Origin of the sequence: Enterobacter sp. BNK-34, from assembly GCF_048684445.1 — a bacterium.
Taxonomy (GTDB): domain Bacteria; phylum Pseudomonadota; class Gammaproteobacteria; order Enterobacterales; family Enterobacteriaceae; genus Enterobacter; species Enterobacter pseudoroggenkampii.
The window spans coordinates 4,766,025-4,778,420 of sequence record NZ_JBLQUA010000001.1; the positions used below are offsets into that span (position 1 = coordinate 4,766,025).

Here is a 12,396-nt window from a genome sequence, read left to right on the forward strand (position 1 = left end):
CAAAAACAGAGCGCCCGGCAGAAGCCGGGCGCGGAAACTTATCAGGAGCCCAGACGGTAGTTCGGGGACTCTTTGGTGATCGTCACGTCGTGAACGTGGCTCTCCTGGATACCCGCACCGCTGATGCGTACGAATTCCGCTTTAGTACGCAGCAGGTCAATGGTACCACAGCCGGTCAGACCCATACAGGAGCGCAGGCCGCCCATCTGCTGGTGAATGATCTCTTTCAGACGGCCTTTATAGGCAACGCGACCTTCGATACCTTCCGGTACCAGTTTGTCAGCGGCGTTATCGGTCTGGAAGTAACGGTCAGATGAACCTTTGGACATCGCGCCCAGGGAGCCCATGCCGCGGTAGGATTTGTAAGAACGGCCCTGGTAGAGTTCGATTTCACCCGGGGATTCTTCGGTACCGGCCAGCATGGAGCCTACCATCACGGCAGCTGCGCCCGCAGCGATCGCTTTGGCGATATCGCCAGAGAAGCGGATACCGCCGTCAGCGATAACCGGAATACCGGTCCCTTCCAGGGCTTCAACCGCGTCAGACACGGCGGTGATCTGCGGAACGCCCACGCCGGTCACGATACGCGTGGTACAGATAGAGCCAGGGCCGATACCCACTTTCACCGCGCTGCAGCCAGCGTCAGCCAGCGCACGAGCGCCTGCGCCAGTGGCCACGTTACCGCCGATGATCTGCAGGTCAGGGTATTTGGCACGGGTATCACGAATACGCTGCAGAACGCCTTCGGAGTGGCCGTGAGAGGAGTCAATCAGCAGGACGTCAACGCCCGCAGCAACCAGCGCGTCAACGCGCTCTTCGTTACCGGCACCTGCGCCAACCGCAGCACCGACGCGCAGACGGCCATGCTCGTCTTTACAGGCGTTCGGTTTACGTTCTGCTTTCTGGAAATCTTTAACGGTGATCATGCCGCGCAGGTGGAAGTTGCTGTCAACAACCAGCGCTTTTTCAACGCGTTTTTCGTGCATTTTTGCCAGCACCACGTCGCGGGTTTCACCTTCGCGAACGGTGACCAGACGCTCTTTTGGCGTCATGTAGACGCTGACAGGCTGGTTCAGGTCAGTCACGAAACGCACGTCACGACCGGTGATGATACCGACCAGCTCGTTCTCCTCGGTCACAACCGGGTAACCGGCGAAGCCGTTACGTTCGGTCAGGGCCTTCACTTCGTGCAGCGTGGTGGTTGGCAGAACGGTCTGAGGATCGGACACGATGCCGGATTCATGTTTCTTCACGCGGCGAACTTCTTCCGCCTGACGTTCGATAGACATGTTTTTGTGAATAAAGCCAATGCCACCTTCCTGTGCCAGGGCAATAGCCAGGCGCGCTTCAGTCACGGTGTCCATTGCCGCAGAGAGCATAGGAATGTTCAGGCGAATGGTTTTCGTCAACTGCGTGCTGAGATCGGCAGTATTCGGCAGAACGGTGGAGTGAGCGGGAACGAGGAGGACGTCGTCAAACGTCAGTGCTTCTTTAGCGATACGTAGCATGGGCAATATCTCTGACCTGGGTGGTTAAATATTGCCGTGGCATTATACAGAGCGTAACCGATTGCATCCACACTTTTTTAAAAAAAATGCTTGCGCTCACCTCTCAGCAGGTTACTATCGACTGAATAACTTGCTGATTTAGAATTTGATCCCGCTCACATGTTATCCTCTCAATCCCCCTCAATTTATACCGTCAGCCGCCTGAATCAGACGGTGCGTTTGCTGCTTGAGCAGGAAATGGGGCAGGTCTGGATCAGCGGTGAGATCTCTAACTTCACGCAGCCCTCCTCCGGACACTGGTACTTTACCTTAAAAGACGATACCGCCCAGGTGCGCTGCGCGATGTTCCGCAACAGCAACCGCCGCGTGACGTTCCGTCCTCAGCACGGCCAGCAGGTTCTGGTGCGCGCCAATATCACCCTGTATGAGCCGCGCGGTGATTATCAAATTATCGTCGAGAGCATGCAGCCTGCGGGCGAAGGCCTGCTGCAGCAAAAGTATGAACAGTTAAAGGCTAAGCTCTCGGAAGAGGGACTTTTCGACCAGCAGTTCAAAAAGCCGCTACCCTCGCCTGCCCACTGCGTGGGTGTCATCACCTCGAAAACCGGTGCAGCACTGCACGATATTTTACACGTTCTGAAGCGTCGCGACCCTTCCCTGCCCGTGATCATCTACCCGACCGCCGTGCAGGGTGACGATGCGCCGGGCCAGATTGTGCGCGCCATAGCGCTGGCGAACGCGCGTCAGGAGTGCGACGTCTTAATCGTCGGACGCGGCGGCGGCTCGCTGGAAGATCTGTGGAGCTTCAACGACGAGCGCGTGGCGCGGGCAATCTTTGCAAGTCAGATCCCCGTGGTGAGCGCCGTCGGCCACGAAACGGACGTGACGATTGCCGATTTTGTCGCGGATCTGCGCGCGCCTACGCCGTCCGCGGCGGCGGAAGTGGTCAGCCGAAACCAGCTGGAGCTGCTGCGTCAGATTCAGAACGGCCAGCAGCGTCTTGAGATGGCGATGGACTACTTCCTTGCCAACCGTACCCGCCGCTTTACCCAGCTTCATCACCGTCTCCAGCAGCAGCACCCGCAGCTGCGCCTGGCGCGTCAGCAAACCGTGCTGGAGCGTCTGCGTCAGCGCATGAACGTGGCGGTGGACACGCAGATCAAGCGCGCGGTGTCGCGCCAGCAGCGCGTGACGCAGCGCCTGAACCAGCAGAACCCACAGCCGAAAATTTATCGCGCGCAAACGCGGATACAGCAGCTGGAGTACCGTCTGGCAGAGACTCTCCGCGCCCGACTGAGCACCACCCGCGAACGTTTTGGCAATGCGGTGACCCACCTTGAAGCGGTCAGCCCCCTCTCCACGCTGGCGCGCGGCTATAGCGTGACGACGGCGACGGACGGCAAAGTGCTCAAGCAGACCAAACAGGTAAATACCGGCGATGTGCTGACGACGCGTCTTTCAGACGGCTGGGTAGAAAGCGAAGTGAAATCAATTAAACCGGTGAAAAAGACGCGTCAGCGTAAAACCGGATAATTCTTCGCCGGTTACTTACTATACTGCTGCTATTCCCTTTTTTAATAAGGAGAGCAGCATGTCCCATCTTTATAGCGTGATTCCCCCTTATATTCTTCGTCGTATTATCGAAAGCGGTTCCGAACCGCAGCAGCGCTGTGCCCGTCAGACCTTAACCCACGTCCAGACGCTGATGGCCCACATGCCGGGCAAACCCGCCGCGCCGCATGTGAATAAAGTCGGACAGCTGGAGCGGGACATCTACGATGCGAAGCAAACTCAGGAGCTGCCGGGTACGCAGGTGCGTTACGAAGGCCAGTCGTCGAACGGCGATGTGGCGGTAGACGAAGCCTACGATTATTTGGGTATTACCCATGATTTTTTCTGGAAGGAATATCAGCGCGATTCGCTCGATAACAAAGGGCTTATTTTAACCGGCACCGTTCATTACGGTCGGGAATATCAGAACGCCTTCTGGAATGGTCAGCAGATGGTATTTGGCGACGGCGACGGGGAAATATTTAACCGCTTTACCATCGCCATCGACGTGGTGGCGCACGAGCTGAGCCACGGCGTGACCGAGACCGAAGCCGGGCTTATCTACTTTGAGCAGTCCGGCGCGCTGAACGAGTCGCTGTCGGACGTGTTTGGCTCACTGGTGAAGCAGTACCATCTGAAGCAAACCGCCGATAAAGCGGACTGGCTGATTGGTGAAGGGCTGCTGGCGAAAGGGATCAACGGTAAAGGGCTGCGCTCAATGTCTGAACCCGGCACCGCCTACAACGATCCGCTGCTCAGCAAAGACCCGCAGCCCGCGCACATGAAAGATTTCATTAAAACGCGCGAGGATAACGGCGGCGTTCATCTCAACTCCGGCATCCCCAACCGGGCATTTTATCTGGCCGCGACGGCGATCGGCGGCTACGCCTGGGAAAAAGCGGGTTATGCCTGGTACGACACGGTTTGCGATCGCAATCTGGCGCAGGATGCAGATTTTGAGGCCTTCGCAAAACTGACGATCGCGCACGGAGAGAAACGCTCCGGCGGCGACGTTGGGGCGGCCATTAAACAAGCCTGGGAACAGGTAGGAGTGTTGTAAATGCAGGTTCCGGAACTGACGGATGACGCCGTGGTTGAGCTGGCCCGGGAAGGCGGCGTCGCCTATATTCCCAAGCTGAGCGGCCAGCGCACCATCGCGCTCTCATCGCTCAATGAGGCCCAGCGCCAGCGTCTGGTAAGCATCCTGGAGCAGGCCTTTCCGCGCGGTCAGCCGCCGGGACAGGCCTCGTCACCCGGCAGCGGCGACCAGCGCTATTTCCGCATCCAGATTATCTGGACCGGGCAAAATCAGGCGCACTACGCCGATATCATCGTGCTGGTACCGGAGCAGGAAGCGCCCGAGTCGCTGGTCGAGCTGTGGAAGAAAGGCGAAGGCTGCGTGTGCGATTAACCTTCGGCCCGAACAAACTCCACGCGTTTTTTAGAAATAAGACCGTGGCCGTTCTGACAGAAATAATCCACCGCCCCGCAGGATTTTAAGACCTGGAGTGGCTGATGGCACTCCGGGCAGCGGGCTTCAAGCGCAATATCCTTATTACAGCTCTCGCAGTGTGCCACCCCGTTCAGGGGCTCAAGCGGTGCCTGGCAATCCGGGCAGGTAATCGTCATGGTGACTCCTTAATAGCATTCTGGTCTGCAATAATTTTACCACGTTGCGTTCAGTGCGGGCCACGCAGCTGTTGCTGCAAGGTCAGCAGCAGCGTCACTTCCTCGATTCGGCGACGCGTTGTGCGGATCACCTCGTGCGGATCCCGTTCAAACAAGCTGTTGGTGCCCAGAATATGCCCGGCAAGACAGTGCTCGTAGATTGTGCCGGGAATTGTCCAGCATTGCCGCGTGTCGCCATCGATCATCTCCAGTACATCTTCAGCGCCGCGCCGGTCGTAACTGATGGTCCGCCCGTCACGCAACCAGAGCCGTAAGCCTTTTTGCCCGCCAGCGGGTCCCGCATATTTATTAAGCCAGATATCCACCGGCACGCCGCTGATGAGGCCCTGCAGATGCGCCTCGCCCTCCGCCGTGGTCAGGTCGCCTTTTGCGATATCGCGGCCCAGGCGGTCTTTAGCCGTCACCACCTGCAACGTCATCTCATCATTCCCTCCCAGATAACGCACCGTTTCGCGCAGCATCTTCAGCACGTGCGTACCGATATCCAGAATCACGCCGTCCGGGTGGCGAAGCGTACGGGTGTCCGGCTCGCCGGTGGCAAAGTTAAGCGCGATGGGTTGCCCAGCGGCGTTAACTCCGCTCGGCTCCTGCAAAAAGCCGTCGATTTTGACGATGTCAGAGACATTGCCAACCAGCGACCGCTTCACCGTTTCGATGCGCGCCATCCAGTGATCGAGCGCCAGCACGCGGGATGCGACGTTGGGGTTTGCCAGCAGCGCGTTGAGCTTTTCGATTTGGGACAGCGTGGCGACAATCGGTTTTTCAACTACGATGCGGGAAACCGATGAGGCGAGAGCGTGTTCAAGCACCTCAAGATGGTGCAGCGACGCCGTGGTAATAAACAGGGTATCAAGCGGCTGGGAGAGGAGTTCAGCCAGTGTGGCGCAGCGCGTTACCCCCTCCGGCTGTTTTACGGGCTGGATATCAAAGCCTAAACAGTGAGGGGGATTATCAAAGCATTTTCGTATTGCGGGCAGGTAAGCTGTTTCAACGACTGCGCCAAGACCCACAAACCCTAACAGCATATTCTTACCTCGTTGAGTAAATTGCCGGGGCATAACGCCGCCCCGGCAAGCTCGAGGTTTATGAGGCGTTAGCTGCCGGTTTAGTCTGCGCATTTTCCAGCATGCGGCGTACCGGAACAATGAGGACGATCAGTACCGCGGCACAAATCAGCAGCGCGACGGAGCAGCGCGCAAAGAGATCCGGCAGCATATCCAGTTGGTCGGCCTTCACGTGGCCGCCAATCAGGCCCGCCGCCAGGTTACCCAGCGCGCTCGCACAGAACCACAGCCCCATCATCTGACCGCGCATTCTCTCCGGCGCCAGCAGCGTCATGGTCGCCAGGCCAATCGGGCTGAGACACAGTTCGCCGAGCGTCAGCATCAGGATGCTGCCCACCAGCCAGAACGGCGACACGCCCGCCCCACCGTTGCTCAGCACGTTTTGTGCCGCCAGCATCATCAGGCCAAAGCCCGCTGCGGCACACAAAATACCGATAACAAACTTGGTGATGCTGCTCGGGCGAATGTTCATGCTCGCGAGCTTCGGCCACGCCCAGCTGAACACCGGTGCCAGCAGGATGATGAACAGGGCGTTGATTGACTGGAACCACACCGCCGGGATTTCAAAATCGCCGATCATGCGGTTAGTGTAGTCGTTGGCAAACAGGTTGAACGAGGTTGGCTTCTGTTCAAACGCGGACCAGAAGAACGCCGCGGAGATCAGCAGAATAAAGCAGACCAGCAGTCTGGCGCGCTCTTTACGGTTCAGACCCGCAAAAACAAACAGATAAATGAAGTAGAGGGCAACGGACGCCGCGATCACGTAGACCAGCACGCTAGCCACCGCGACCGGGTTAATCACAATCACGCCCTGCGCAATCAGCGTTACTATCGTTGCCACGCCAGCCGCCAGCGCCAGCAGCCAAACGCCCACGCCGTTACGCTTCACCACCGGGCTATTCCAGGTGGAGTCGAGGCCGACTTCGCCGTCATAGCGTTTCATTGCCGGAACGGCAAACACGCGGAAGATAATCAGCGCCACCAGCATCCCGATACCGCCAATGCCAAAGCCCCAGTGCCAGCCGTGGGTTTTAATCAGCCAGCCGGAAATCAGCGGCGCGATGAACGAGCCCATGTTGATACCCATATAGAACAGCGAGAAGCCGCCGTCGCGACGCGCGTCGCCTTTTTTATACAGGGTACCGACCATCACTGAAATACAGGTCTTGAACAGCCCGGAGCCGAGCACGATGAACATCAGGCCGATAAAGAACAGGTTGTTGCCCATCACCGCCGAGAGCGCAATCGACAGGTGACCGAGCGCAATAAGGATCGAACCGTACCAGACGGCTCTCTGCTGACCGAGCCAGTTATCCGCCAGCCAGCCGCCCGGCAGCGCGGCCAGGTACATGGTACCGGCAAAGATGCCGACAATCGCCGAGGCGTTTTCACGCGCCAGGCCCATCCCGCCGTCATAGACGGTGGCGGCCATAAACAGGATCAGTAACGGACGAATGCCGTAAAACGAGAAACGCTCCCACATCTCGGTGAAGAACAGCGAACCGAGCGGATACGGATGGCCGAAGAACGTTCGGCTCTCTTTTTGATTAACAGTGGTTTGCATAATTCTCCCGAAAGGTATGTCGTCGTGCTTGTAAACACCAGCAGGTACGCCGGCCAGTTACGTATCTGGCCGATTTTTTACGTGCGGCGAAAAGTTAGTTAACCATTTGATAACCAGGCGCTAGTTTTGTCTAGTACCGGACCCTGGACTTTAAGATGAAAATTCGACGATTGTCTACTTTCTTAGATTTAAACATGGTTAAAAGTGAATAGTGATTGACTTCACACTGAGAAAACCGGCGGTATGATTCGGCAAAAAAAAAGCCCGCGATAATCGCGGGCTTTCATGAGAGCGGCAAAGCTTATTTGCTTTTCTTAATGTGCTTAATCAGGCGTTTACGCTTACGCATCTGATTTGGCGTCAGGGTGTTGCGCTTGTTGGCGAACGGGTTTTCCCCTTCCTTGAACTGGATACGGATAGGCGTGCCCATCACGTCCAGCGATTTACGGAAGTAGTTCATCAGGTAGCGCTTGTAGGAATCCGGCAGGTCTTTCACCTGGTTGCCGTGGATCACCACGATTGGCGGGTTATAACCACCGGCGTGGGCATATTTCAGCTTCACGCGACGGCCGCGCACCAGCGGCGGCTGATGGTCTTCTGCAGCCATGTTCATGATGCGCGTCAGCATCGCGGTGCTCTGACGACGGGTGGAGCTGTCATACGCTTCACGCACGGATTCGAACAGGTTACCGACGCCGCTGCCGTGCAGCGCAGAGATGAAGTGCACGCGGGCAAAGTCGATAAAGCCCAGACGGAAGTCTAGGGTCTCTTTCACCTGCTCACGAACCTCGTTGCTCAGGCCATCCCATTTGTTGACCACGATAACCAGTGAGCGCCCACTATTGAGGATAAAGCCGAGCAGAGAGAGGTCCTGATCGGAGATCCCTTCGCGTGCGTCGATGACGAGCAGCACGACGTTGGCATCTTCAATAGCCTGCAGGGTTTTGATAACGGAGAATTTTTCCACCACATCGGTGATTTTCCCGCGCTTACGCACCCCGGCGGTGTCGATGAGGACATATTCACGCTCATCGCGCTGCATAGGGATGTAGATACTGTCGCGGGTGGTGCCCGGCATATCGTAAACGACCACGCGCTCTTCACCCAGAATACGGTTAGTAAGTGTAGACTTACCTACGTTTGGACGACCCACGATTGCCAGCTTGATCGGCAGATCCTGCGGGTTGAAGTCGTCTTCAGGCTCTTCTTCTTCGCCCTCTTCTCCGTCTTCGAACTGCGCCCAGTATTCAGCGTCTTCGTCTACTTCTTCCGGCGGGTTCACTTCGTCAACCCACGGCAGCAGAACGGTTTCCAGCAGGCTGGTGACGCCACGGCCATGCGATGCCGCAATCGGGTAGATTTCACCCAGGCCCAGAGACCAGAAATCCGCGATGGCCTGATCGGCATCGATGCCGTCGGTTTTGTTCGCCACCAGGAAGGTCGGTTTTTCGCGTGAACGCAGGTGCTTAGCGATAGCGGAATCCGCCGGCATCAGGCCAGCGCGAGCATCCACCATAAACAGCACCACATCCGCTTCTTCAATCGCCAGCAGCGACTGTTCCGCCATGCGGGTTTCAACGCCGTCTTCTGTGCCGTCAATACCACCGGTATCAATACAGATGAACTCGCGTCCTTCCACCTCTGCACGACCGTACTTACGGTCACGCGTCAGCCCCGGGAAATCCGCAACCAGCGCATCACGGGTGCGTGTTAAACGGTTAAAAAGAGTGGATTTTCCAACGTTAGGGCGCCCGACAAGCGCGACCACAGGTACCATGTTTGAAGCCTCATAAAATTCAAAATAACGTCGCTTTCGCGGCGTTTTTAAAAATGTCAAAACGGCTCCTGAGTGAACAGGAGCCGTTTAGTATACTACAACCGCCGGGTAATTAACGCGTGATCGCGTACAGCGTGCCGTCTTTTGCCTGAATCAGCAGCTTGCCATCGGCCACAACCGGATCGGTCAGGAAACCAGAGCTGTCGACTTTTTGCTGTGCAACAAAGCGGCCGTTATCCGGATCGATCCAGTGCATATACCCTTCGCTGTCGCCCACAACCAGGCTACCGTTGTACAGCGCTGGCGAGGTCAGCAGACGGTGCAGCAGGTCGCTTTGCGTCCACAGCGTTACGCCGCCTTCGGTGCTCAGAGCCAGCAGACGGTCGTTCTGGTCAACCATATAGATACGGTTACCCTCAACGATGAAATCGTTCACAGAGCCCAGCTCACGTTTCCACATGATCTGGCCGCTGCGCAGATCCAGCGCGGTCAGGTTGCCGTTATAGGCCAGCGCGTAAACCACACCGTTAACGATGACCGGCGTTGTGTCTACGTCGCTCAGACGGTCAATTTCCGTTGAGCCAGTGGCCTGAGAGATACGCTGCTGCCAGATCATCTGGCCCTGCTGCATCAGCACTGCGCTCACGCGACCGTTGTCACCGCCCACAATGGCAGCGCCAAATGCGGTAGCCGGAGCGGATTCGCCGCGCAGAGAGAGTGCAGGCATATCCAGGTTAACGGTCCATTTCACCAGACCGTCCGCTTCGTTCAGCGCCTGCAGCTGGCCGTTGCTGGTATGAATCAGCACCAGGCCGTCGCTCACCACCGGGCGAGACAGGGATTCACCCGCTACGGTTGTTTGCCAGGCAATGGAGCCGTCGCTGCTGTTCAGGGCATAAACCTGCGCTTTTTCGCTGCCCACGTAGACGTGGCCACCGGCAACGGTCAGGCCGCCAGACAGCAGTGCAGGCTTACGGGAGAACCAGCCGTCTTTTTCCGCCAGGTTAACGGACCACACTTCTTTTCCGTCATCGGCGTTCACCGCTTTCACGGTACCTTTGCGGTCAGCGGCATAGACAACGCTGTCTGCATAGGCCGGATGAAGGTTGGAATAGAAATCACCAATCCCACTGCCCACGGAGACATCCCACGCGGTGGATGGGGTAAACTGGTTTTCAACCGTCGGCAGTGGGGACATTTTCACAACGTCTTCTTCGCCACTGAACAGTGAACAACCACTCAATAACGTAACAGAAAGCAGTCCTGGCAGAAGTAATTTACGCAATTGCATCGGGTCCCTCTCAGACGGACAAATTATTTATTTTCATCTGCATCATTTCGCTCAGCGCAGGTGAAGCGTTGCTCTCTACGCCAGCTTGCCACGCTTTACGCGCGCCCGCTTTGTCACCTTTGCTCAGCAGTGCTTCACCGCGCAGATCGGCAACGATGGCAGCAAAACCTTCGCCTTTGATGGTATCGAGCGTTTTCAGCGCATCGTCAGCTTTCTTCTGCTGAACCTGAATACGTGCCAGGCGCAGATTGATCACCGCTTTCAGGTTATCATCGCTGGCCGCAGCAAGGCTCTGAGAGAGCTGAGCAGCGGCTTTATCCAGTTCGTTCTTATCAACGTACTGCTGAGCCACTTCCAGCGCAGCCAGTGCACCGTAGGTGTTTTTGTTGTCAGCCGCAAATTTCTCTGCCGCCGTCAGCGTTTGCGGCTGATCGGCACGAATTGCGCTCACGGTATTTTCATAGGACAGGGACGCGCCGCGCGCAGAATCTGCCTGATGATTGTTCCAGTAACGCCAGCCCACCAGCGCACCGACACCTAAAATAACCCCAACAACCAGCGCTTTGCCGTTTTCAACAAAGAAGCGTTTAATCGCGTCGACCTGATCGTGTTCGTTCTCGTAAATTTCCACGCAGTCCTTCTCCTTAGCCCAATAGAGTGCGCAAGTGCGCCGCAACGCCGTCCTGCGTTACCGTTGTCTGCTCACCAGAGCGCAGGTCCTTCACCACCACTTCGCCGTTAGCCACTTCGGACTCGCCCAGCACCAGTGCAATACTTGCGCCCCACTTATCGGCACGAGCAAACTGTTTTTTGAAGTTGCCGCCGCCATGGTTGGTCATCAGCTTAACGCCCGGCAGCGCATCGCGCACGCGTTCGGCAAGCTGCATCGCCGCAGACTGCGTTTCCGCGCCTGAGGCCACCAGGTATATATCGACAACGGATTCTGCTTTAAATTCCGGATTAACTGCCTGAACCAGCAAAACAAGTCGTTCAAGGCCCATAGCAAAGCCCACAGCAGGCGCTGCGCGACCACCAAGTTGCTCAACCAGACCGTCATAACGGCCGCCCGCGCATACGGTGCCCTGAGAGCCGAGGCTGCTGGTCACCCACTCAAACACGGTACGGTTGTAGTAGTCCAGTCCGCGCACCAGGCGCTGATTCACGGTATAGGCGATGCCTGCCGCTTCAAGCAGCTTGCACAGGCCCGCGAAGTGTTCGCGAGATTCTTCATCCAGGTAGTCGCCAAGCGCAGGCGCATCGTTCAGCAGTGCCTGAACATCCGCGTTTTTGGAATCCAGAACACGCAGCGGGTTGCTGTACATGCGACGCTTGCAGTCTTCGTCCAGCTTCTCTTTATGCTGCTCCAGGAACGCAACCAGCGCATCTCGGTAGTTAGCGCGAGCTTCCAGAGAACCAATAGAGTTCAGTTCAAGGGAAACGTGATCGGCGATACCGAGCGCACGCCACCAGCGGGCGGTCAGCATAATCAGTTCGGCGTCGATGTCCGGGCCCTGCAGACCAAAGACTTCCACACCCAGCTGATTGAACTGGCGATAACGACCTTTCTGAGGACGTTCGTGGCGGAACATCGGGCCGATATACCACAGGCGCTGCTCCTGATTGTACAGAAGACCATGTTCGATGCCGGCGCGTACGCAGCCCGCCGTACCTTCCGGACGCAGGGTCAGGCTGTCGCCGTTGCGGTCCTCAAAGGTGTACATCTCTTTTTCAACCACGTCGGTGACTTCACCAATCGCGCGTTTGAATAACGGGGTCTGCTCTACAATCGGCAAACGGATTTCGCTGTAACCGTAGCTGCCGAGCACCTGCTTCAGTGTGCCTTCAATGCGCTGCCAGATGGCGGTTTCGCCAGGCAGATAATCGTTCATGCCGCGGATGGCTTGAATGTTTTTTGCCACGTTTATTCTCTTTCTATATACAAAAAAAACCCA

General features: G+C 56.9%; 11 protein-coding genes. 3 read left to right on the forward strand and 8 right to left on the reverse strand.

All coding sequences use genetic code 11. From position 1 onward, the window contains the following. Positions 1-41: 41 nt before the first annotated feature. Positions 42-1,508, reverse strand: coding sequence for an IMP dehydrogenase (guaB, locus tag ACMGG5_RS23390; RefSeq protein WP_008502128.1), 1,467 nt, complete (start codon positions 1,506-1,508; stop codon positions 42-44). 159 nt (positions 1,509-1,667) lie between these two features. On the opposite strand from guaB, the gene xseA reads away from it, so the two are divergent. From xseA to ACMGG5_RS23405, 3 genes are read left to right on the forward strand one after another with little or no spacing between them, the layout of a single operon-like run. Further along, positions 1,668-3,041, forward strand: a complete 1,374-nt coding sequence (gene xseA / locus ACMGG5_RS23395) for an exodeoxyribonuclease VII large subunit (RefSeq protein WP_420278579.1) — start codon at positions 1,668-1,670, stop codon at positions 3,039-3,041. A 58-nt stretch (positions 3,042-3,099) separates the two neighbouring features. After that, complete coding sequence (locus ACMGG5_RS23400; RefSeq protein ID WP_420278580.1) at positions 3,100-4,119, forward strand: M4 family metallopeptidase; 1,020 nt, start codon at positions 3,100-3,102, stop codon at positions 4,117-4,119. Continuing rightward, positions 4,120-4,470 carry a protealysin inhibitor emfourin gene (locus ACMGG5_RS23405; protein ID WP_021241848.1) on the forward strand — a complete coding sequence of 117 codons (351 nt, stop codon included), beginning with the start codon at positions 4,120-4,122 and terminating at the stop codon, positions 4,468-4,470. Here ACMGG5_RS23405 and ACMGG5_RS23410 read toward each other — a convergent pair. From ACMGG5_RS23410 to hisS, 7 genes are all read right to left on the reverse strand, one after another. After that, positions 4,467-4,688 (reverse strand): zinc ribbon domain-containing protein, encoded by a 222-nt coding sequence (locus tag ACMGG5_RS23410; protein WP_061714638.1) that lies wholly within the window; start codon positions 4,686-4,688, stop codon positions 4,467-4,469. The genes ACMGG5_RS23405 and ACMGG5_RS23410 overlap by 4 nt on opposite strands. A gap of 50 nt (positions 4,689-4,738) precedes the next feature. After that, on the reverse strand, positions 4,739-5,773 hold the full coding sequence (locus ACMGG5_RS23415; RefSeq protein WP_420278581.1) for a Gfo/Idh/MocA family oxidoreductase: 1,035 nt from the start codon (positions 5,771-5,773) through the stop codon (positions 4,739-4,741). Between the two features lie 58 nt (positions 5,774-5,831). After that, positions 5,832-7,376, reverse strand: coding sequence for a peptide MFS transporter (locus tag ACMGG5_RS23420; RefSeq protein ID WP_420278582.1), 1,545 nt, complete (start codon positions 7,374-7,376; stop codon positions 5,832-5,834). Between the two features lie 301 nt (positions 7,377-7,677). After that, complete coding sequence (gene der, locus ACMGG5_RS23425) at positions 7,678-9,153, reverse strand: ribosome biogenesis GTPase Der (protein ID WP_024908655.1); 1,476 nt, start codon at positions 9,151-9,153, stop codon at positions 7,678-7,680. A gap of 112 nt (positions 9,154-9,265) precedes the next feature. After that, entirely contained in the window at positions 9,266-10,444 is a 1,179-nt protein-coding gene (bamB, locus tag ACMGG5_RS23430) for an outer membrane protein assembly factor BamB (RefSeq protein WP_024908654.1), read from the reverse strand. Positions 10,445-10,454: 10 nt separating this feature from the next. Then, complete coding sequence (locus ACMGG5_RS23435; protein WP_024908653.1) at positions 10,455-11,075, reverse strand: YfgM family protein; 621 nt, start codon at positions 11,073-11,075, stop codon at positions 10,455-10,457. Between the two features lie 13 nt (positions 11,076-11,088). Continuing rightward, complete coding sequence (gene hisS / locus ACMGG5_RS23440) at positions 11,089-12,363, reverse strand: histidine--tRNA ligase (protein ID WP_023333028.1); 1,275 nt, start codon at positions 12,361-12,363, stop codon at positions 11,089-11,091. Between the last annotated feature and the right edge of the window lie 33 nt (positions 12,364-12,396).